At 56.7% G+C, this 19,866-nt stretch carries 23 protein-coding genes and 1 pseudogene; 8 read left to right on the forward strand and 16 right to left on the reverse strand.

Annotation, left to right across the window (positions count from 1 at the left end; genetic code table 11):
• Positions 1-307: 307 nt before the first annotated feature.
• Together H6F46_RS13745 and H6F46_RS13750 are read left to right on the forward strand one after the other, a co-directional pair.
• The gene (locus tag H6F46_RS13745) at positions 308-1,009 is read left to right on the forward strand and encodes a Uma2 family endonuclease (protein WP_190355376.1); all 702 of its coding nucleotides are present in this window, start codon (positions 308-310) and stop codon (positions 1,007-1,009) included.
• 51 nt (positions 1,010-1,060) lie between these two features.
• Positions 1,061-1,627, forward strand: a complete 567-nt coding sequence (locus H6F46_RS13750) for a Uma2 family endonuclease (RefSeq protein ID WP_190355375.1) — start codon at positions 1,061-1,063, stop codon at positions 1,625-1,627.
• A gap of 38 nt (positions 1,628-1,665) precedes the next feature.
• On the opposite strand, the gene H6F46_RS13755 is transcribed toward H6F46_RS13750, so the two are convergent.
• From H6F46_RS13755 to H6F46_RS13790, 8 genes are all read right to left on the reverse strand, one after another.
• Complete coding sequence (locus tag H6F46_RS13755; protein ID WP_242026240.1) at positions 1,666-1,845, reverse strand: hypothetical protein; 180 nt, start codon at positions 1,843-1,845, stop codon at positions 1,666-1,668.
• Positions 1,846-1,988: 143 nt separating this feature from the next.
• Entirely contained in the window at positions 1,989-2,303 is a 315-nt protein-coding gene (locus H6F46_RS13760; protein ID WP_190355374.1) for a DUF2442 domain-containing protein, read from the reverse strand.
• Positions 2,278-2,520, reverse strand: a complete 243-nt coding sequence (locus tag H6F46_RS13765; RefSeq protein WP_190355373.1) for a DUF4160 domain-containing protein — start codon at positions 2,518-2,520, stop codon at positions 2,278-2,280. The genes H6F46_RS13760 and H6F46_RS13765 overlap by 26 nt, the downstream gene beginning before the upstream one ends.
• A gap of 694 nt (positions 2,521-3,214) precedes the next feature.
• Positions 3,215-5,347, reverse strand: coding sequence for an SUMF1/EgtB/PvdO family nonheme iron enzyme (locus H6F46_RS13770; protein WP_199291566.1), 2,133 nt, complete (start codon positions 5,345-5,347; stop codon positions 3,215-3,217).
• Positions 5,348-5,349: 2 nt separating this feature from the next.
• Positions 5,350-5,715: a hypothetical protein gene (locus H6F46_RS13775; protein WP_190355372.1), complete on the reverse strand. Its 366-nt coding sequence runs from the start codon at positions 5,713-5,715 to the stop codon at positions 5,350-5,352.
• Between the two features lie 106 nt (positions 5,716-5,821).
• On the reverse strand, positions 5,822-7,408 hold the full coding sequence (locus H6F46_RS13780; RefSeq protein ID WP_190355371.1) for a DHA2 family efflux MFS transporter permease subunit: 1,587 nt from the start codon (positions 7,406-7,408) through the stop codon (positions 5,822-5,824).
• 12 nt (positions 7,409-7,420) lie between these two features.
• Positions 7,421-8,806 carry an HlyD family secretion protein gene (locus H6F46_RS13785; protein WP_190355370.1) on the reverse strand — a complete coding sequence of 462 codons (1,386 nt, stop codon included), beginning with the start codon at positions 8,804-8,806 and terminating at the stop codon, positions 7,421-7,423.
• Positions 8,807-8,990: 184 nt separating this feature from the next.
• Complete coding sequence (locus H6F46_RS13790) at positions 8,991-9,467, reverse strand: MarR family winged helix-turn-helix transcriptional regulator (RefSeq protein WP_190355369.1); 477 nt, start codon at positions 9,465-9,467, stop codon at positions 8,991-8,993.
• Positions 9,468-9,642: 175 nt separating this feature from the next.
• Between H6F46_RS13790 and H6F46_RS13795 the strand changes: the two genes are divergently transcribed.
• The 4 genes from H6F46_RS13795 to arsC all read left to right on the forward strand — a co-directional run bounded on the left by H6F46_RS13795 (position 9,643) and on the right by arsC (position 12,370).
• Entirely contained in the window at positions 9,643-10,230 is a 588-nt protein-coding gene (locus H6F46_RS13795; protein ID WP_190355368.1) for a Uma2 family endonuclease, read from the forward strand.
• Between the two features lie 56 nt (positions 10,231-10,286).
• Entirely contained in the window at positions 10,287-10,622 is a 336-nt protein-coding gene (locus H6F46_RS13800; RefSeq protein ID WP_190355367.1) for a helix-turn-helix transcriptional regulator, read from the forward strand.
• A 170-nt stretch (positions 10,623-10,792) separates the two neighbouring features.
• Positions 10,793-11,932, forward strand: a complete 1,140-nt coding sequence (gene arsB / locus H6F46_RS13805) for an ACR3 family arsenite efflux transporter (protein ID WP_190355438.1) — start codon at positions 10,793-10,795, stop codon at positions 11,930-11,932.
• 42 nt (positions 11,933-11,974) lie between these two features.
• Entirely contained in the window at positions 11,975-12,370 is a 396-nt protein-coding gene (arsC, locus tag H6F46_RS13810; RefSeq protein ID WP_190355366.1) for an arsenate reductase, glutathione/glutaredoxin type, read from the forward strand.
• A gap of 8 nt (positions 12,371-12,378) precedes the next feature.
• Here the strand turns inward: arsC and H6F46_RS19895 are convergent, their stop codons facing one another.
• From H6F46_RS19895 to H6F46_RS13825, 4 genes and pseudogenes are all read right to left on the reverse strand, one after another.
• The gene (locus H6F46_RS19895; RefSeq protein WP_370567151.1) at positions 12,379-12,861 is read right to left on the reverse strand and encodes a nucleoside 2-deoxyribosyltransferase; all 483 of its coding nucleotides are present in this window, start codon (positions 12,859-12,861) and stop codon (positions 12,379-12,381) included.
• Positions 12,847-13,362 (reverse strand): annotated as a pseudogene (locus H6F46_RS19900) (HD domain-containing protein); the annotation flags it as partial. The pseudogene H6F46_RS19900 and the gene H6F46_RS19895, both read right to left, overlap by 15 nt.
• 106 nt (positions 13,363-13,468) lie before the next feature.
• Positions 13,469-14,185, reverse strand: a complete 717-nt coding sequence (locus H6F46_RS13820) for an HAD family phosphatase (RefSeq protein ID WP_190355364.1) — start codon at positions 14,183-14,185, stop codon at positions 13,469-13,471.
• Positions 14,186-14,360: 175 nt separating this feature from the next.
• On the reverse strand, positions 14,361-14,720 hold the full coding sequence (locus tag H6F46_RS13825; RefSeq protein WP_099535125.1) for a translation initiation factor: 360 nt from the start codon (positions 14,718-14,720) through the stop codon (positions 14,361-14,363).
• 157 nt (positions 14,721-14,877) lie between these two features.
• On the opposite strand from H6F46_RS13825, the gene H6F46_RS13830 reads away from it, so the two are divergent.
• Positions 14,878-15,321 carry a hypothetical protein gene (locus tag H6F46_RS13830; RefSeq protein ID WP_099535123.1) on the forward strand — a complete coding sequence of 148 codons (444 nt, stop codon included), beginning with the start codon at positions 14,878-14,880 and terminating at the stop codon, positions 15,319-15,321.
• Positions 15,322-15,410: 89 nt separating this feature from the next.
• On the opposite strand, the gene H6F46_RS13835 is transcribed toward H6F46_RS13830, so the two are convergent.
• Positions 15,411-16,073 (reverse strand): hypothetical protein, encoded by a 663-nt coding sequence (locus H6F46_RS13835; protein WP_099535121.1) that lies wholly within the window; start codon positions 16,071-16,073, stop codon positions 15,411-15,413.
• Between the two features lie 331 nt (positions 16,074-16,404).
• On the opposite strand from H6F46_RS13835, the gene H6F46_RS13840 reads away from it, so the two are divergent.
• On the forward strand, positions 16,405-17,703 hold the full coding sequence (locus H6F46_RS13840; RefSeq protein ID WP_190355363.1) for an FAD-dependent oxidoreductase: 1,299 nt from the start codon (positions 16,405-16,407) through the stop codon (positions 17,701-17,703).
• 18 nt (positions 17,704-17,721) lie between these two features.
• Here H6F46_RS13840 and gcvH read toward each other — a convergent pair whose 3' ends face one another.
• The 3 genes from gcvH to H6F46_RS19905 form a co-directional block, all read right to left on the reverse strand.
• Positions 17,722-18,114, reverse strand: coding sequence for a glycine cleavage system protein GcvH (gene gcvH, locus H6F46_RS13845; protein WP_190355362.1), 393 nt, complete (start codon positions 18,112-18,114; stop codon positions 17,722-17,724).
• An 80-nt stretch (positions 18,115-18,194) separates the two neighbouring features.
• On the reverse strand, positions 18,195-19,373 hold the full coding sequence (locus H6F46_RS13850) for an RNA-guided endonuclease TnpB family protein (protein ID WP_190355437.1): 1,179 nt from the start codon (positions 19,371-19,373) through the stop codon (positions 18,195-18,197).
• Positions 19,276-19,851, reverse strand: coding sequence for an IS607 family transposase (locus tag H6F46_RS19905; RefSeq protein WP_190355361.1), 576 nt, complete (start codon positions 19,849-19,851; stop codon positions 19,276-19,278). The genes H6F46_RS13850 and H6F46_RS19905 overlap by 98 nt, the downstream gene beginning before the upstream one ends.
• Positions 19,852-19,866: the final 15 nt, after the last annotated feature.

Below are 19,866 nucleotides of genomic sequence, written 5' to 3' on the forward strand. Positions count from 1 at the left end.
CAACCGACCGCCACAGCGGCGATCGCCCCCCCCAAAAGACAGACTGCGTGACAATACGCCGATTAAAGATGCACCAACGGTTTAGCTCCCTGAGGCCGCACTGTGGCATCAAGCAACCTTCCGCTCAGGGTTTTGAGCCAAAAGTATCTTGAGCCTTGAGCCAGCAACAAAGCTGCTGCGATCGTATCAAAATTCCCCCGAATCCAGGTTTCCTAGGCCCCACAAACCCCACCGGGCGATCGCAGGCTCCGTGGGCATCAGGCTCCGTTGGCATAATGAGACCAACCGCGATCGTGAGGACTAACCGATGATTGCCCAACCCACCACCACGACGATCACGCCAGGGATTCAGCCCCCACCGATCGACTATCCCGACAGCGACGGCCAGCCGATCGCCGACAACACGAAACAGTTTCATTGGATTCAAAAGATCTATATGAACCTTGCGGCGCTTTTCGCCAACGATCCGCAAGTCTTCGTGGCGGGCGATCTGCTCTGGTATCCGGTGGAAGGGGACAACAAAACCCGCCAAGCGCCCGATGTGATGGTGGCGTTTGGGGTTTCCAAGGGCGATCGGGGTTCCTATAAGCAATGGTGTGAAAGCAACATCGCGCCCCAGGTGGTGTTTGAGATCTTGTCGCCGGGCAATCGCTTTGGGGAAATGCTGAAAAAGCAGGCGTTTTATGACACCTACGGCGTGGAGGAATATTACATCTACGATCCCGATCGCCATGATTTGAGCATTTTGGTGCGATCGGAGCGGGGCGATTTGCGGCTCCGGGACGATCGCCCGGACGATTGGGTGAGTCCCCGGCTCGGCATTCGGTTCCAAATGGGCGAAGACAGCCTCACCCTGTTTCGGCCGGACGGTCAGCCCTTTTCGACCCTGGCGGAAGAGATCCAACGCACCAAGCAAGAGCGCGATCGGGCTGAACAGGAGCGCGAACGGGCCGATCGCCTAGCGGCCCGGCTGCGGGAGTTGGGCATTGATCCCGAGGCGATCGGGTAGACCACGGCACAATAGCAACAGGCGATCGCGATCGGCAGGAGCGCAACGGGAATGACCATTGCCACAAGCCCTCAAACCTGGACGGATCAAGACTGGATGACCTTACCCAGAGAGGGGCATCGCTACGAGTTGGTGGACGGTCAGGTGGTGGATATGGGCAATTCGGGGATGGAGCATGGCTATTTGGCCTGCATTTTGGTGGCGGCGCTGATGAATTGGGTGCGATCGCGCCGTTTGGGGGCGGTTTGTGATTCGAGCACGGCGTTTACTTTGGCCAATGGCAACCGGCGATCGCCCGATATTGCTTTTATCGATCGGTCTCGGTTACAGGGTCTCAGCCGTCCGCCACGCGGCTATTTTGAGGGTGCGCCGGATCTGGTGGTGGAGATTTTGTCGCCGGGCAACACGGTGGACGAAATGCACCAAAAAATCGTGGAATATTTTGCCCACGGGACGCGCTTGCTGTGGAAGATTGACCCGAATGAGCGCTGCATTTTGGTCTATCACGGCCCGGAACCCGATCGCCTGTTGCGGGTTGGCGATTTGTTGGAGGGGGAGGATGTGGTGAGCGGGTTTGCGTTCCCGGTGGCGGAGTTATTTGAACCGTGGGATTTTTGACGAGCCGCGATCGCTTCCCGCGAGCTAGATTGGTTGGTTTATGGCGGGTCTGGGGTGATCCAATCCGTGAGCGATCGCCCTAGGTAGGCTTCCAAAAAGGCTCGGGCGGCGGCGGGTTCGATCGCCTCTAGGGCGGCGACGATGGCGGGAATTGCGTCGGCTTGGGGGTCTTGGGTTTCGTTGAACCAATAATGCACGGTCGATCGGGCAATGCCCATGGTGACGGCGAGCCGCCAATGGTCTGAAAGGGGGGCTGATGCCGTAGTCTTGCAAGGTTTGTTTGAGTGCTTTTCCTGCTCGCGCCATGCCCCCAATGGTCTGAAAGGGGGGCTGATGGGCGCAATGATGGGGGCGATCAATCCTACGGTTCTTGGATGGAGGTTGATCGCCGTTGGGTGAGCCAGCGATCGAACGATCGGGCACTTTCGCCGCTGCGTTTGCCGGCCAGGAGTCCCGTGATGCCAATGTGTTCGTCGAGGTCGGGCCATTCGATCGCGTAGCCATCGCCGAGCAGTTGCCAGTTTTGGCGTTCGGCGGGGGTGGCTTGTTGCAAGCGGGGATACCAGTCGAGGGGGATGGTGAGTTGGCGGCCGTCGGCGAGGTGAATGGTGAAGGTGCGATCGTCAAAATCGATTCGCTGGGCTTGGGGTTCAATCTCCAAGATCAAAGTAGTCATGCCAGGCCTCAATCAGCTCGGGTTGGTGTTCTTGAACGAGTTTGATAATGCGACTGACTTCGTGGTCAGGAAAGCCGAGGTTTTTGCTAGTTTCAACTGGATCGAGCCAAATCTTAACCAGTTGCCGATCGCGTTTGACGTGGATGTGGGGCGGCTCTCCTCGATCGGAACTGAAGAAAATGAAGCTGTAGGGGCCGACTTGCAGAACGGTTGGCATTTTTGATCCATTCTCTAATGACTCAAGGGCGATCGGGTAGGGTGCTGTGGGAGCAATTTGTAATTGTTACGAAACGGTTGATTTGTTCTCCCATGCACCGTGGATTGATCGCCACCCAACCGATCGTCGTTCCATGCGTGGCGGGTTGCGGTGCATGGGAGATGAATGGCGATTGGTATTGCCTTCTGAGCGTTCTCCCATGCACCCTACAAAAATTCGATCGCGCAGAGCATTGAATAATTAATGTGTGATTGTTGATGGCTTTGGCGGCAATAATTTTGGGAATGGTTGATTGGGTAGGGTGCATGGGAGCCATTTGCAATTGTTACGAAACGGTTGATTTGTTCTCCCATGCACCGTGAATTGATCGCCACCCAACCGATCGTCGTTCCATGCGTTACGGGTGGCGGTGCATGGGAGATGAATGGCGATTGGTATTGCCTTCCAAGCGTTCTCCCATGCACCCTACAAAAATACGAAACGGTTGATTTGTTCTCCCATGCACCGTGGATTAATCGCTACCCAACCGATCGTCGTTCCATGCGTGGCGGGTGGCGGTGCATGGGAGATGAATGACGATTGTCATTGCCTTCCGAGCGTTCTCCCATGCACCCTACAAAAAATCGACCGCGCACAGCGCGGGGGAAAAAGAAGGGAAAAGAGGGAAAGAAGAGAAGAAGGGAAAGAGTCCTGGCTAGGGCAAAACCACAACCCGAAACCCAACGTCGTAGTTGAGGAAGTCGCGACCGTCAGCCCTCCCCCAGTAGCGATTTGCAGAACGACAGAGCCTCGGATTGCAGTACCAAGAACCACCACGCAGGAGCTTGTGTTGTTCATTGTCAACATTAGTCAAATTCTGGAAAGCTCCATTGTCCATTTGTCTGCTTTCTTGAAACTGACGTATGAATACTTGTTCATGTTTTTGGTTGTTGAACCAAGGACGACCATCAACCGGTGCGCCTTGATAGTTCTCGTGCCAATCGTCCAAGCACCATTCCCACACGTTCCCGTGCATATCTTGTAACCCAAATCCATTCGGCGGGAACTGACCTACAGGCGTTGTGCGTTGCCGATATTCCCCCTTTGGCCCGTCGGCGTAGGTGTAATGGCCGTCATAGTTCGCTAGCTCCGTCGTCAGTGTTTCCCCAAAGGCAAAGGGCGTTTGCGTTCCGGCTCGGCAGGCATATTCCCACTCCGCTTCGCTGGGTAATCGATACAACCGATCCGTTGCTTTCGACAATCGGGCACAAAATTCCATCGCATCAAACCAATTCACTCGCTCAATTGGCCCCTTTGCATCTTTCCAGTTCGAGGGATCAGCATTCAGCTTCGGGTTCAGCACCGCCGGGAAACTCCCCGCCACCCGTCGCCATTGCTGCACCGTAATTGGATATCGACTCATCAACAGCGGCGGCACAGTCACAGTTCGCACCGGCCCTTCATCAGAATCGCGCTGCTTTTCATCATCCGGTGATCCCATTTGGAACTGGCCACCGGGAATTGCCACCAGTTCGAGCTGCACCCCTTCGCCCAAATCCACAAAGTGCGATCTCGCCGTTTTGGGCAGCCGCTCAACCACTTGACCGGCACGATCCACCCGCACCGTCTCAAACGACCATTCCCGCAAACTCCACCCCGCAAACGGATCAGGCGGCTGCGGTTTTGGTTGTGGCTTTGGCTTCGGTGGTGCTGGTGGCGGCGGCTCCACCGCCCGACTCACCTCGGCCGGGACTGGCTCAGAATCCCCACTCGGCGGCGCAGTAGCAAATTGAATCACTGCCCCAGGTTCCGCAGAGATGAAGTATTGATTCGGCTCAGTCTGTTTATTTTGTGAATGGAGCAGATCAATTTGGCGGCGTGTTATGCGCTGCAAAATCTTCTCTAACTCTTGCCGTGCTTCTGAGTTATTTGGGTCAGCAGAAATAACCTGCCACCAAGTATTTTTGGCAATCTCTAGCTTCTCTAAATCAAACTTGTCCTGCAATAGATCGAATGCATCTGATTCTGCCTGCCGTGCTGCTTGAATCAAAACCTGCAAATTGGGTTTTGCTGCTTGTAATTGTGCATTAGGGAGCGCCGGTAATGTCCATTTAAAATCGCCTGCAACCTGACAGATTGGAACCTGAAGATGCTTCTTCTGATGCTCGGAGCAAAGTTTGGGAACCCTGCGTTCTAAATAGTCGCTGAGTTCGCGAACCGTTGGACAGGACTGCTCACTCAGAACTTCCAATAGCGCATAAGTAAATACACCATGCCTTAACTGTTCAATCTCATAGGATATTTGGTTTTTTTGACAAGCAAAAAGCGTAGCAACCCCTTCGTAGATTCCTTGAATCGACTCACTATCTCCACTGCCGCTACGACCATCTCTGCTAGCACGGCAGGCATCTAGGCAGAGAATGATATTTTTTGATCCGGTTTGCTTGAGACTCTGAACAATTCTCTCAACAGGAAACCAGCCGATCGAAAACTCATCGCGTCCGAAGTCGGGCGAAGCCTCATAGGTCAACAGATAGTCTTCAACGTTGCTGGGGTCGCTAGGCTTGGCAATCCGCTTGCCATGTCCTGCAAAGAAAAACCAAAGAATGCTATCAGGTCTGAGTTTCTTGGTTGGAATTGTTTTGACAATATATTCATGCAAATCATCAAAGTTCACTGAAGTCTCATTAGAGAAATGCGAAAAACTGGTGATCAGCTCGACATGGAAAAACCCAGCTTTGTACAACGCACCATACAGCGCTAGTGCGTCACGTTCCGCATACTTAAGATCATCCAGTCGCTTGTATTTGTTAATACCAACAACGATCGCGTAATGCTGGCCGCCCATAATTACGGCACACGCTTAAACTTCAGTTTGATCGATCCCGTGCTGCCCACTTCAGCCCCGCTGCCCAAAATTCGCACCTGACCCTTGGCATTGATGTCCACCGACAACTCAATTTCATCCAGCGCCAAACCCGGTTGCTGATCGGCCTGCGAAAATACCTCACCCACCACGTTCAGTAACTCTTCCATGTGCGGACGAATTGCCGAAGCCCGAACTTCCACAGTTGCCAGTTTCTTGACAGACTTCACAACCGACTTGACCTGACCGGGCCAATCATCAATGCCACGACCACCACTGTCGTCGGCGGATGTTTCAGATTCAGATTCTGGGTCACTAACCAGCAGGTGAAGAATCGGGTCGTTGGCCATGGGGTGTCACTGCCCGCCGCGTGGAAAATCAAGGCACTGCGGCGCGATGCTTGATCGATTCTCGCTTAACAGTCCTGGTTGAGCAACCGAACAACAGCGATCGCCCCTAGTGCCCTCCGCTCGGTGCTTGGCCCTTGCGACCCTTGCCCAACAACAACAACAGCGGCAACGAAGCCAAAAACGCCATCCCCACCACCCAAAACGTGTCACTAAACGACAAAATCGACGATTGCAAACTCAAAAGACCATCCAGCGAGGCGATCGCCTGTTGGTGAGCCGTCGTCGGATCAACGCCACGACTCTGAAACGCGCTAGTCAGGGCATCGAGTCGTGCTTGGGTTTCGGGGCTATAAACACTCAGGTGCTCGCTCAACACACTGCGGTGAAAGGCGTTGCGGCGATCGAGCAGCGTCGTCAAAATCGCGATGCCAATGCTGCCACCCAGTTGCCGCGTCAGGTTATAAAACCCCGACCCGGCGGGAATATCGGCCGGGGGCAACGAGCCGAGGGTGGCCAAGCTGAGGGGCAAAAACATCATCACCGTGCCCACGCCCCGAAAAATCAGTGGATAGAACAGTGAATCGCTGCTGGAATCGGGGTTGAGGGTCGCCAGGGAAAACATCACGAGGCTGGTCATGACGCTGCCCGCCGCGATCGCCCAGCGCGGATCGATCAAGCTGCTCACTTTTCCCAGCATGAGCATCGTGGCGGCGGAGGCCAGCGCCCCCGGCAACAGCAACAGACCCGTTTGCTGGGCTGTGTAGTGCAACACGCTCTGGGCAAAAATCGGCACGGCGAACAAGGTTCCATAGAGACCCATGCCCACCACGGCGGAATAGATGCTGCCGGCCGCGAGCGATCGATGGCGCAACACGCGCAAGTCCACGGCCGGGTGGCGCACGGTCAGCTCCCGCCAAATAAACAGCACTAGCCCCACGATCGCGGCGATCGCCAGGGCCACGATCGTTGGTGATTCAAACCAGTTGTCCTGCTCCCCTTCTTCTAGGAAAGTTTGCAGGCTGCCCACGGCGATCGTCAGCAGGCCAATGCCCCACCAATCGACCGATCGCCGCTGGCCGGAGCGATCGATCGGGCGATCGGCGGGCAAAAACAGCAGGGCCATCGCCACCGCTGCGATGCCAAAGGGAATATTGATGAAAAAGATCCAGCGCCACCCGAGGTTATCGGTCAAATAGCCGCCGAGGGTCGGCCCGATCGCCGGCCCCGTAATCACGCCGACTCCAAAAACGGCTTGGGCCAAACCCTGCTCAGCGGGCGGAAAGCTTTGGAATAAAATCGATTGGGCCTTGGCCAGCAAGCCGCCGCCCAGCAACCCTTGCAAGATGCGGGCAGCCACCAGCTCGGGCAAACTACCGGCTAGGCCACAGAGGATGGAGGCGATCGTGAAGCCAGCCAAGGAAAGGACAAAATAGCGCTTTTGGCCGAAGGTTTCGCCCAGCCAAGCCGTCAGGGGAATCACGATTACGTTGGCGATCGCGTAGCCTGTGACGATCCAGCCGATTTCGCTGAGGGTGGCTCCGACGCTGGATTGGATATCCGTGAGGGCGACGTTGACGATGCTGGTGTCAATCACTTCCAGGATTGCGCCCAGGGAAGCGGTGGCGGCGATCGCCCATTTCAGCCAGCCGGTGGGATAGGTCGGGGCGATCGCGGGATTGGAGGTAGCGCTCATGGGGCCTGGCTCCTAGCGCACCGCCACGCTGACATTGGCGGACATCCCCGGCGTGACCTGGGCTTCGTAGCCGCGCAAACTGTCGGGGTCGATCGCAATTCGCACGGGAATCCGCTGCACCACTTTGGTGAAGTTGCCCGTGGCGTTGTCCGGCGGCAACAGGGCAAATTGCGCACCGGAGGCGGGGGCGAGGCTTTCCACATGGCCGCGGAACGGGCGATCGGGAAAGGCATCGAGCCGAATTTCGACCGCTTCCCCGGGATGCATCCGCTGCACTTGGGTTTCCTTGAAGTTGGCTTCGATCCAAAGCTGATCACCGACAATCGCCATCAGCGGTTGACCCGCTTGCACCTGTGCGCCCACTTCCACGGATTTGCGGCCAATCCGGCCGCTGACGGGGGCGGCGATCGTGGTGTAGGACAACTGCAACTGGGCGGCGCGCAGGTCGGCGGCCTGGCGGGCAATTTGGGCCGTGGCGGCGGCGTAGCGATCGCGGTTGACCTGGGTTTGGTTGCCGGTGGCGCGGGCCTGTTGCAGATCGCCCTGGCGCGACTGGCGGGTGGCTTGGGCGCGATCGACCCCTTGGCGGGCCTGGGCCACGCGGGCGATCGCCTGTTGCACCTGTTGGCGGGCGGCGGCGGTTTGGGCCAGGGCCACATCGTAGGCGGCCTTGGCCGCATCCCGTTGCTGGGCGGCGATCGCCCCGTCTTGGTAAAGCGCATTGTAGCGATCGTAGTCCGCCTTGGCTTTGGTCAAGGCTGCCTGAGCTTGGGCCAAATTCGCCCGCGCCACCGGCACACCGGCCGTCGCTTCGTTCAAGGCCGCTTCAGCATTGGCGATCGCAGCGGTGGCATCGTTCAGATCGCCGCTGGCCGTGGTCAGTTGGGCGGCGGTGTTGGCTCCGGCCAGGGCGATCGAGGATTGGGCCGCGCGGGCATCCTGTTGCGCGGCCACCAAGGCCGCCTGGGATTGCTGCACCTTCACTTGGTAGTCCGTCGGATCAAGCCGCACCAACACCGACCCCGCTTTCACATGCTGGTTTTCCTCGATCGCCACGGCCGTCACTGTTCCCGGTACGCGGCTGGCCACTTGATAAAGATGGCCCGCCACCTGGGCGTTGTCCGTTTCCTCGTGGGTGGAGGCATATTGCCAAAACTGCCAAGCCCAGCGGCCCCCGGCGATCGCCCCAGCGGCCACCAGCACCAAGGCGATCACCAGTTTGTATGAGCGGCGCTTGGCGGCGGTAGGCGGTGCGATCGGGGGTGTGGTGCTTGCTGGTTCGATCGGCTCAGTGCTCTCGGGTGGGGCGATCGGTTCTGGATCTGGGGCCAGTGCGGTGGCCGTGGCGGGCGGCTTGGTGCCGTTGCGATCGACTTTGCTGATCAACTGGGGTTTCACGAATCCTGACCTCTGACTAAGGGTTTGGGCGTAACGGGGGCCAATGCTCAAGGGCGAGATGACCAACTATTACGGGTATTTTTATTTCGTGTACGTACTATTGGGGCGCTTGAAGGCTGGTTTGAGGGTGGTGGTGAGCCGATCGCGCCAACTTGCGGGATGGCGCGCGCTCAGACCCAGGACTTTAGGGGGGTGGAATTAAATTGGCGATCGCCTGATCGACCAAACGGGACATGAGTTGACGATCCTGATCCGAAAATCCCTGGAGGGTTTCCTCACGCAACTGCATGGCGATCGGCGGCAAAATTTCCCACAGTTGCCAGCCCAAATCCGTCAGCCAAATCCGCCACACGCGCCGATCGTGGCAGTCGCGCTCCCGGCGAATCAGGCCGCGCTCTTCCATTCGATCGAGTGCGCCGGTCATGGTGCCGCCCACCTGCCGCAGCCGATCGCTGATCGCGCAGGTGGCGAGTCCGTCCTGTTCCCACAGGCAACAGAGCACGACCCAGTGAAACGGCGTGAGGCCGTGCGGCTCCAGCAGTTCCTGAAACCGCCGTCCCATCAGTTGCGACAGCAGCCGAATCCGATAGCCCAAGCCATGGGGGGCCAAAATTTCCTGCCAAGGCGCAGCGGAACGGGGCGATCGAGCGGTGGCGTTCATGGGAAAACCGCAAGCGTGATTTATTTCGTGTACTAACTATTTAAGCACGAAATAAAATTTGGAGTATGACCTGAGCACTGTTGGGTATCCGGGCCGTGATGAGGCGCGGAGATCAGAACTGATCGCCCCTAAGCCTTGGCTACAATCCGATCGAGCCGATCGATCGCCCTGACCTATGCCGCCGATCTTTGCTGAACCCTTGACCCTGCGACCGCTGCAAGTGCGTGACTATCAATGCCTCATTGACCAGGGTTGTTTTGGCCCCGAAGAACATATTGAATTGCTGAATGGTCAACTGATTCAAATGGCTGCCAAGGGAACCCGCCACGCCGCTGCTGTCAGTCGTTTGGCGCGGCTGCTGGGTCGGCAATTGGGCGAAACGGTGCTGATTCGGCTACAAGACCCGATCGCCCTGAATGACCAATCCCAACCCGAACCCGACCTGGCGATCGTCCGGCCCCATCCCCTCGACTATGCCGACCATCACCCAACCCCAGCGGAAATTCATTGGCTGATTGAGGTGGCAGATAGCACCCTCGCCTACGACACCCAAACAAAAGCCCGCGCCTACGCCCAAGCCGGGCTGGCGGATTATTGGGTGCTGGATTTGCCGGGCGATCGGCTCTGGGTGTTTCGCAATCCCAATTCGGCGGGCTATGGGTTGGTTATGCAGCTCGATCGCGCCCAATCGATCGCCCCGATCGCCTTTCCCGATTGTGTTTGGCCCCTGGCGGACTTGCTGCCGATCGCCTCGGACTCTTGAGCAACCTGGGCCAAGGGGCGTTAGGCTGGGCAAGAGCGCGGCCAAGGAACCTCAAAATGGTACTGAAATCGATCGAACGGGCGGAAACGGTGGAGCGAGCAACCCTGCTGGCGGGGTTCCATGCCCTGGGCGATCCGATTCGGTTGGGGGCGATCGAACATTTGCGGCGGGGTGAGTTGTGCGTGTGCGACCTCTGCGAGCTACTGGGGGTCAGCCAATCAAAGCTGTCGTTTCACCTGAAGGTGCTCCGGGAAGCAGGCTTGATTGAAGTGCGCCAAGACGGCCGCTGGAACTATTACCGGCTGAATTCGATGGGATTTGAGCGTTTAGAGCAATATTTGGCGAGTTTGGCGGGCTGGGTTACCGGGGGCGATCGCGCCTGCTGTTCCTAGCGATTCGCCGCGCCCACAGACAAGAGGGTTAAACCCCTTGCCCCTTCGGTCAGGTAGCTGGAGATTTTCAAATCAACTTTTTTTGAATTCATCAATTTTTTTTGAACTATTCCTGGCACAATGGAGGCGATCGGGGGAAATCGGTGCGCATTGCCCGATCGCGAGGTGTTATGACCATCAATCCCAGTGCCAAGGCCCCGAAGGTGGGCGGCCAACTCAGTTTTTTTGAACGCTATCTGACCGTTTGGGTGCTGGTCTGCATCGGGGTCGGCATTCTGTTGGGGCGGTTGTTTCCCGATGTGGCGATCGCCCTGGATGCCTGGACGGTGCATCAGGTGTCAATCCCGATCGCAGTCTGCCTGTTTTTCATGATGTATCCGATCATGGTGAAAATCGATTTCACCCAAGCCAAACGGGCCATGCGATCGCCCAAACCGGTGTTGCTGACCCTGGTGGTGAATTGGGGAATTAAGCCCTTCACGATGATCGCGATCGCCCAGCTATTTTTAGGCCATTGGTTCCGCCCACTGATCCAAGGTTCCGAGCTATTGCGTGGCACATCCATCGCCCTAGCAGATTCCTACATTGCCGGGGCAATTTTGTTAGGCATTGCGCCCTGCACGGCCATGGTGTTGATGTGGGGCTATCTCTGCTATGGCAATCAGGGCCACACCTTGGTGATGGTGGCGGTGAATTCGCTGACCATGCTGCTGCTCTATGCGCCTTTGGGTCGGTGGCTGTTGGCGGCCAATGATTTGGCGGTTCCTTGGGCCACGATCGCCTTGTCCGTGTTGATCTATGTGGGCCTACCCTTGGCCGCAGGTATCTACACGCGCCACTGGATTTTTAAATACAAGGGAGCCGATTGGTTTGAGCAAAAATTTTTGCACTACCTCAGCCCGATCGCCACTTCAGCGTTGCTATTAACCCTGATTTTGCTCTTTGCCTTTAAGGGAGAGCTAATCGTGAATAATCCGCTGCACATTTTCCTAATTGCCGTGCCGTTACTGATTCAAACGCTGGCGATTTTTGGGATTACCTATGCCTTAGCGAAACCCCTGAAATTAGTTTATGAAGATGCGGCCCCGGCGGCTTTAATCGGTGCGAGCAATCATTTTGAAGTGGCGATCGCCACGGCGGTGATGTTGTTTGGTTTGAACTCGGGGGCGGCCCTGGCGACGGTGGTGGGCGTGTTGATCGAAGTGCCGGTGATGTTGTTGCTGGTGGAATGCTGTCGGCGCACGGCCCACTGGTTCCCCCGATCGCCCGAAAAGGCCACGTTGCTCGATCCGCGTTGCGTCGAATTTTAGCAAGCCAAGGGTGCAAGCGTTGCGCCCCTACAGGAGGACTTTATGAAATCGGTGATGTTTGTTTGTCGGCGCAATTCTTGCCGATCGCAGATGGCGGAAGGCTGGGCGAAAACCCTGGGAGCGGGCAAAATTCGGGTGGTGAGTTCCGGTCTGGAAGCCAGCCGGGTGCATCCCACGGCGATCGCGGTGATGACGGAAGCGGGAATTGAGATCAGCGACCAAACCTCCAACGCCCTGGCCGAATTTGCCCCCGAAGACTTCGATGGCGTGATTTCCCTCTGTGGCTGCGGGGTGAATTTGCCGGAAGCCTGGGTGCTGCGGGAACGGTTTGAGGATTGGCAACTGGACGATCCCGATGGCCAGCCGATCGAGGTGTTTCGGCGGGTGCGCGACGAAATTCGCGATCGCGTCACGGCCTTGATCGATCAGATCAGTTAAATCAACCCTTAATTCAGCGGCACTAAGGCTTCAACCGCCGCCACCAAGCGCGATCGCACCGTGGGCAAGTCGGCGGCCGGATCCGTGAGCGCAATGACTGATCGGGCCGTTCCCAGCAGCATGGCGTTGAAGCCGCCCGCATCACCGGAGCCGCGAAAATCCGTGCGCAGCGCCACGATCGGTAACTGACGTGCGAACGCATAGCCACATTCCCAACAGGTTCCCGAGTCCGCATCGGCCCCGTCCAACACGGCAATCACGGCGTTTGCCTGATCCAGCCCCGATCGGCAGCGTTCAAAAATCGCCTGCGGATCACTGAGGCCCGCACATGCCGCCTGGGGCAAAAAGACTGGATAGCCCAAGGTTTGCAGTTCCTCGGCCAGGGTTTGATTCAGCCAACGTTCTCCCAAGGAAAACAGCGGCCCAGCCCAATAAAGCCGCAAGGGGCGATCGGCCGCTGGGGCGGCCAGGTGGGCGCGGCCGGTTTGCAAAATGGCGCGAAACGGTTCCATCAGGGCCGGCGGCATTGGCCCCAAGGCAGTCACCACCTGTTCAGCCCAGTCGAAATAGGCCTGGCGGCGGGCGATCGACCAGCGCTCCGGGGGCGACTGATCCACATCCCGCAAATTGCAAATTTTGTCCGCCAATTTCACCAGCTTGGCTCGATCGCTCAAGGTGGGCGCATGGTCAATTTGCAACTGCTTTCGCTTGGCCTTGGGCAATCGCTTATCGTCCGTCACCTCTTGCACCAAGGCGGCAATTTCGGGGCCAAAGTGGGTGACCAATTCGGCAGCGGTGGTGTCTGTGTCCTCGATCGTGTCGTGGAGCAGGGCCGCCGCCAACACTTGAGGATTCGTAATTTGGGCCTCATGCACCAGCACCCGCAGCAGGGCGATCGGGTGATTGATATAGGGCGATCGCGCTCGATCCTTGCGCCGTTGGTGTCGATGCTTGGTGGCCGCAAAGGCCAAGGCCCGCGCTAACAAATCCAGTTGGGGCAAACCGTTGGGGAAATCGATCGGGCGATGGCTTCCCGATTCAGTGATCGGCTGAGGATCCATAGGGCTGAGGGTTGCGCAACGGTAAGGGAGATTGAGATTAAACGGTGGATGCAGCCGAAAGCGGGATCGCCTCATCTCCCAAGTGCGATCGCAGCAGTTGCCAAAGCCGTCGATCGGTAAAGTTTTCAATCACCAACGAGGCCCCGGCTTGGGTCAGTTCCTCGGGTGCGTGGGTGGTGCTCAGGCCCACGGTGAAAATCCCCGCCGCCACCGCCGATCGCACTCCGGGGGGTGAATCCTCAAAGGCGATCGCCCCACTGGCCGGCAGGTTCAACCGTTCCAGTCCCAACCGGTAGGGCGCGGGATCCGGTTTGCCGGGGGGCGCTTCCTCCGCCAGCACCACCGTTGCGAACCGTTCCCGCAGCCCCAAGGCCGTCAGCATGTGGATCGCATTGTCCTTGGGCGCATTGGTCACCACAGCCATCGGCAGATGGCAAGGCTCCAGGGCTTTCAGCAGCAAAGGCAACCCCAGCACCGGTTCCAAGTCGGGGGCCAACTGCCGAAACAGCGCTTCCTTGCGATCGCTCAGGGCTGCTCCCTCCGCCACGGAATAGCTGGGCAACAAATCCACCACAATTTGGGCATTGGTACGGCCACTGATGATCTGTTCATAAATCGTGGGCGTGAGGTCATAGCCCACTTCCGCCAAAACCAGTTCCCAAGCTCGGTAATGCAAGGGATTGGTTTCAGTTAAAGTGCCATCCAAATCGAATAGCAAGCCGAAGGAATTGGGCAACGAATCAGCGGACAACATGGCAAAGGCGAGGGGCGAAGGGGAAGGGCGTATGATTCAAGCCAATTAATTCAAGCCGATTAATTCAAGCCGATTGATTTACTCCGGTCAATTAATCCAAGTTGATTAATCCAAGTTGATTAATCCAAGTTGATTAATCCAAGTTGATTGATTCAAGCAATCAATTCAAGCCAATTTATCCACCACTGCGCTTGGCTTTATAGCCCTGCTCCACCAGCAACGCCACCAGCCGATCGGCATAATCTCCTTGGATTTCCAAATTGTTGTCCTTGACTGTGCCGCCAGTTCCGCAGCGGTTTTTCAGGGTTTTCAGCAGGGCTTGTAGCGTCTCGGGCTTGTGCTGAAAACCGCTGATGACCGTGACGGTTTTGCCGCCGCGGCCTTTGCGGGACAGTTGCACTTTCAGGTTTTGTTGATTGGGCGGCAGGTCAGGAACCGCCCGGGCGATCGCGTCTGGATTCACCGCGTCGCCAAATTCCGAATAGACCACACGGCGATCGGGGCGATCGTCAGCAGCACGGCGAGGACTCGGCATTGGTAGCAACCATTCCTTTGCAGTTGGGATTCGTACATTATGATGAAACGACGTTAATCCATGCGGGTTTCATGGCCCTGAGTCGGGGTTTAGCGCCATTGCCCCGCCGCCGGCCCCGGCCCGCAGGCCGATCGCCCGTTTCGCCCGGAGGAGTTGCGTGAACGCCGCCGAACGTGCCCACTCGATCGCCCTAGCCAGCCAAATCGCGGCTGCGGTGAATTTGTTTCGCATCGCTTTTCCCGATGTGCGCGTGGATCTGAAACCTTGGCTCAATGATGCAGAAACCCGCGCCACCGTTGATCCAGACTCGATCGACATTGGGTTTCACTTCCCGGGCTACAGCCGCGCCTGTGCCTGCCGCAGTTTGCTGGTGCAAGTGCGCTTTTTTGCGGATCCGGTGGAAGACACCCAACGGGCGATCGGTGTGGAAGTGGCGGGCTACGACCATCGGGGGCAACAGTGGCGCTTCTCCACGATCGAGGCCTGGCAGTTTGAGGGCGACAGCCAACCCCGCGCCGAACCGGCCGATCGAATTAAGCATTACTGCCGCGAGGTGTTGGAACTGTTCAACGGGCGATCAAGCAGCGACTCGGCTGCCTAAGTATTGCGTGATCGAGTAATACGCTCGCGCCAACTCAGGTGCAGCCAGTCGAATAGGGAGACACGAGTAAATTACGAGCGTAAATTACCTTACTCCTGGCCCCAACCATTAGGATTCAGGGTGTTATAGCCACTGATCAGTTTCCTTTGCCCCTTCAACTGATAATAATCATCTTCGTAGATTGAGAACATACAAAGGTCGATCGGGGTTACTTCCGAAGCATTAATCGACCCGATCGCCCCGCTGGCTTCCAGGGCCGCCGCCGCCAATTCTGAACAGAAGAACCGTGAAAAATCTTCCGCATTACGGGTTAATTTCCCAGGAATAGGTAAATTGCTGGGCAAATCAAAGGCGGAGCGAATTGCCTGGGCAATGTCATAGGAACGGTGCTCATGATGGAGCAGAAAATTATAAAAAGCTCGCAAATCCATTCGATCGCGCACGTCCTGTCTGAGGGGCAACCACCACATATCTCCGGGATAAAACTTCACCCGATCGCTCAACCGATTGGCAATTACTCCGGCCCTCGTGCCGCTGGCCACGGTGGACTCCATCACCTGATTAAAGAATCCCTCTTGGGCCTCTCCATAGATAAAGAGTTTGGTTTGAAAAACAATGCCAATGTGGGTGATGTTCGATCGTGTGGCCATCTTAATCAGCGATGAAAATCCCACATTGCTCGAAAACGCAACAATATCGCCGGGATTCATGGCTTTCCGAACTGATTCGTAGGGGGCAGATTTCCAGGGCATGAAACCTCTCCAAAGTCTTTGCTGAGATTGAATGGAAATAGATAGATGGGAAAATTAGACAGTCGGGAGCCGCCAAAAAAAGGCTAAGGATGTGTTCTCATATAGCCTATGATGCGCATCCCATTGTTGGCGAATCCCTGAGCAAATCATCGGTAGCTTAGTCAGTCGCTCAATTGGTAGCGTAGTCAGTAGCCCGAATAAAAGCCCAGACAAAAGCCCAAATAAAAGCTCAAACAAGTTTTGAATGCATCATCCCGGGCGATCGCATCCTTTTGCATCCTTGACATCATCATCGGCCCACGTCCTTGGCACAGTCGTTCCTTAACCCCCTATGGCAGCCTGCTACGAACAACATGATTGGATCATTTTGGGCGGAACCGCGGCCGGACGGCTGGCGGCCCAACAGGCGACCCGATCGGGGTTGCGGGTGGCGCTGATTGAGCCGTTGGAACCGGAAACGCGCCCTTGGGCTGAGTTGCTGGTGAGTCAAGGGGCGGCCCTGGCGGCCGGGACGATCGATTGGCGATCGCTGCAACGCCAGGCCCAATGGCACGATCGCCTCTGGGGCGATCAACGGGCTGCCTTGGCGGCGGGCGGGGTGGACTGCCTGGTGGGCGATGGGTTACTGATGCGACACCGGAACCAGTGGCGGGTGCAATTGGGCGATCGCCTGTTGGCGGGGCGGCGTTGTCTGTTGGCGTTGCCGGGCCGATCGACCGTGCCCCTGTGGACAGAGCAGGCCCCCGTGGCGGCCTACACCCCAGACACGATTGCCCAATTGGCCCATCGGGGGGTGCGGCCCGGCGAGCGCTGGTTGGTCACCGCCGACAGTCCCATGGCGATCGAACTGGCCCAGGTGCTCCGGGGATTGGGGGCCCAAGTGACCTTGGCGGCGGCGGGCGATCGGGTCTTGGGAGGGTTACCGGTGGCCGCGGCCGAATGGTTGCAAGCGGAACTGGAAGCCCAGGCGATCGAGGTGATTTTGCGGGCTGCCCCCCAACAGTGCAAGGTGTTGGAGGGACAAACCTGGATTCAAGTTGGCGATCGGGCCCGGGAAGTGGACTGCTTGCTCACGGACGGTAACTATCAAGCTCTCTTGCCCAAGGGGTTTGAGCGGCTTTGTTCCCGAGCGATCGGGATTGGCGATTGGCCCGCCAATGACCGGTTGCAACTGCCCCTCGCGCCAGAACTATATGGCTGCGGGGCCCTGCTGGGAGGCCACCCGATCGGGGCGATCGCCGCCACCGAAGCCCAATTGATCATCCGCAACAGCCTGCAAACCCCAATCCAACGCCCCCATTGCATCCGCTACGAACAGCAGCCTTGGGCCGTGCGGGGGCCGCTGCCCTTGGCGGTGGTGGGCGGTGGCGAAGGGCCAGAACTACGCAGCGCGGCCTTGGCCCTAGCGGCCGGCCGTTGCCAAATCCAGCACGATCGCCAGGGCCAATTGCAAGGGGCGCTGTTACTCGCGGCGGGGGCGATCGAAGCGATCAGCACCGTCGCCGCCCTGATTGCCCGATCGGGAACCATTGCCGACCTGGCCCACCTGCCCGCCACCGAGTCCCCGGCGATTGACCTGCTGCGGCGCACCGCTCAACAGGCCCTGATCGCCGCTCGCTCCCGCCAGTAACGAGTCCTCGTACAGGCCCTACTCTTGCCCAGATACCAAGCTGGAGTAGGTATCCGCTGTCATTGCTCGATCCAGTTCCTGCGGATTGCTCATCCGAATTTTCACCAGCCATCCATCCCCATAGGGATCCTCATTCACCAACTCTGGAGAACTATCCATCTCATTATTGGTTGCCACCACTTCCCCGGACACCATGGCATATAGCTCGCTGACGGCCTTCACGGACTCGATCGACCCCACCGAGTCACCAGCCTCAACCCTTTGTCCTACGGATGGCAGTTCCACAAACACCACATCGCCCAGTTGGTCGGCTGCAAAATCCGTGATCCCCATCGTGGCCTCGTCGCCTTCAACCCGGACATACTCATGGGAGTCGCTATATCTCAAATCATGGGGAAAGTGGTTAGCCATTGCTTTGCCATTCCTTGGGATTGTTGGAACTAAAAACTAAAAACTGTGAATTGCGACCGATACTTTTTTGCTAACGGATGCTAACAAATGCATAAGTTGAGATGGTCTCTCAACCAAGGCGTATCAACCAATGCCCGCAGGAAAATCCCACGAGCACCATTGAGATCCCGATTCATTGACCGCCCATCAACTTTCGACTTGATGATCCGAGAGCCGCCAATCTTGACGATTTCACCTGTCCACGAAACGGTTTTAGATGTGTAGGCTTCATTGATGTTGGTCAAGGCAATCTTACCCAACTCCCAAGCTTTCCACTCTAGATGTTTCTTGAACTGGTAATGCGATAGAGTCAACATCTGCCGCACGGTTTTCGACTTAATCTTGCGACGTGATTTGCTCACCATTTGAGAGGATTCAAAACTGGGTAGCAAAATTACATCAAAGTTTTCAGTCAGGAACCGTGCGGTTTTGTGGTGAAGTTCTTTCACCAGATGTTGCACCTTGGAGCGCAGGCGATCGGCGGCTTTCTTAAGGCGACGCTTTTGAGCTGATTTAGCCTTGGTAATTTTGGAAATCAGGCGATCCAGCTTGAAGCACAGCTTTTGAATCAGCAAGTTCGAGTCATTGCCAATCCATCCGTAGGAGGATTCAGCAAAGAAGGTCATGAATGTGCGAACACCGGGATCTAAGGCAACCACTCGCCCTTGGTTTTCGGACTGAATGGGTTGCACTTCTGTTGAGGTGATCAGGTAATACTCACCATAGGTAAGTGTCAACCGACCATCACTGAAGCCATCAGGAATTGATTCTTTCAGGTCTGCTTTCCCCAAGATGGTGTGGTAGACACCGTTTTCGCTGATGGCTGATTTGGGGATGTAGATCGTTTGCTGTCGATCTTTTCGACTGCGGAAACGGCACTTGTGAATTTGTCCGTCTTTTTTGAAACCTTTCTTGGCTTCTCGAACGGCAGTGCAAGCGTCTTTGACCGCAATCTTTTTGATCTGATAGGGAACTGACTTAGCCCATTCAGGAAGCGCACCCAAGATGATGGGTGCAACTGCCATCCAATTGGCTTTGGTTCCCGGTTCCTGAAGATGTTTGATTGTGGCGTTGTAGACGTATCTCGAAACGCCAAACCATTGTTTCAGGAGCGCTTTTTGATCAGGGGTTAGGACGATTCGGATCTTCCTGGATCGCCTTCCGGTAGCTTCTGAGGCCGGGCATTCGACGAGAGAAGAGGTGAAGGATGGCGAGCAGATCCGCTGTGAGTTCGGATTCTGGGCAGTGAACAGATTGGTCGAGAACCATGAGTTCGCCACCGTTTTGTTGAACCATGAACTCGAACAACTCGAATCCGAATCGACACAATCGATCGCGACAGGCAACCACAATTTGGAGCTGATCGCCACGCATGAGTCTGACCAGTAGGGATTGCAATCCTTTTCGCTTGAAGTTGAGACCCGATCCGATATCTTGGATGATTTCGGCTTCGGGATAGCGATCACGCATGAACTGGACTTGTCTAGCGAGATCGTCTCGCTGCTTGGCTGAACTGACGCGGCAGTAGCAAACAACGATAGATCGAGTTGCGTTGCGTCCATATGACTCGACGTTATAAAGCCGCTGGCCCGCCTCGTTTCGGATGGTCTCGATCTTCCCTTCATCTGCGTACTTCCTTAGCGTATTTGGATGCAATCCCAGAAATTCGACCGCTTTTCTGAGAGGAATGTATGCCATAGCTAAATATTGGCA

It is taken from the genome of Limnothrix sp. FACHB-1083, assembly GCF_014696485.1.
GTDB lineage: Bacteria > Cyanobacteriota > Cyanobacteriia > CACIAM-69d > CACIAM-69d > CACIAM-69d.

Excerpts from the sequence above, each read along its gene's own strand:
- H6F46_RS13745 (WP_190355376.1), top strand. The coding sequence starts at position 308 with ATGATTGCCCAACCCACCACCACGACGATCACGCCAGGGATTCAGCCC.
- H6F46_RS13750 (WP_190355375.1), top strand. The coding sequence starts at position 1,061 with ATGACCATTGCCACAAGCCCTCAAACCTGGACGGATCAAGACTGGATG.
- H6F46_RS13755 (WP_242026240.1), bottom strand. The coding sequence starts at position 1,845 with ATGGGCATTGCCCGATCGACCGTGCATTATTGGTTCAACGAAACCCAA.
- H6F46_RS13760 (WP_190355374.1), bottom strand. The coding sequence starts at position 2,303 with ATGACTACTTTGATCTTGGAGATTGAACCCCAAGCCCAGCGAATCGAT.
- H6F46_RS13765 (WP_190355373.1), bottom strand. The coding sequence starts at position 2,520 with ATGCCAACCGTTCTGCAAGTCGGCCCCTACAGCTTCATTTTCTTCAGT.
- H6F46_RS13770 (WP_199291566.1), bottom strand. The coding sequence starts at position 5,347 with ATGGGCGGCCAGCATTACGCGATCGTTGTTGGTATTAACAAATACAAG.
- H6F46_RS13775 (WP_190355372.1), bottom strand. The coding sequence starts at position 5,715 with ATGGCCAACGACCCGATTCTTCACCTGCTGGTTAGTGACCCAGAATCT.
- H6F46_RS13780 (WP_190355371.1), bottom strand. The coding sequence starts at position 7,408 with ATGAGCGCTACCTCCAATCCCGCGATCGCCCCGACCTATCCCACCGGC.
- H6F46_RS13790 (WP_190355369.1), bottom strand. The coding sequence starts at position 9,467 with ATGAACGCCACCGCTCGATCGCCCCGTTCCGCTGCGCCTTGGCAGGAA.
- H6F46_RS13795 (WP_190355368.1), top strand. The coding sequence starts at position 9,643 with ATGCCGCCGATCTTTGCTGAACCCTTGACCCTGCGACCGCTGCAAGTG.
- H6F46_RS13800 (WP_190355367.1), top strand. The coding sequence starts at position 10,287 with ATGGTACTGAAATCGATCGAACGGGCGGAAACGGTGGAGCGAGCAACC.
- arsB (WP_190355438.1), top strand. The coding sequence starts at position 10,793 with ATGACCATCAATCCCAGTGCCAAGGCCCCGAAGGTGGGCGGCCAACTC.
- arsC (WP_190355366.1), top strand. The coding sequence starts at position 11,975 with ATGAAATCGGTGATGTTTGTTTGTCGGCGCAATTCTTGCCGATCGCAG.
- H6F46_RS13820 (WP_190355364.1), bottom strand. The coding sequence starts at position 14,185 with ATGTTGTCCGCTGATTCGTTGCCCAATTCCTTCGGCTTGCTATTCGAT.
- H6F46_RS13825 (WP_099535125.1), bottom strand. The coding sequence starts at position 14,720 with ATGCCGAGTCCTCGCCGTGCTGCTGACGATCGCCCCGATCGCCGTGTG.
- H6F46_RS13835 (WP_099535121.1), bottom strand. The coding sequence starts at position 16,073 with ATGCCCTGGAAATCTGCCCCCTACGAATCAGTTCGGAAAGCCATGAAT.
- H6F46_RS13840 (WP_190355363.1), top strand. The coding sequence starts at position 16,405 with ATGGCAGCCTGCTACGAACAACATGATTGGATCATTTTGGGCGGAACC.
- gcvH (WP_190355362.1), bottom strand. The coding sequence starts at position 18,114 with ATGGCTAACCACTTTCCCCATGATTTGAGATATAGCGACTCCCATGAG.
- H6F46_RS19905 (WP_190355361.1), bottom strand. The coding sequence starts at position 19,851 with ATGGCATACATTCCTCTCAGAAAAGCGGTCGAATTTCTGGGATTGCAT.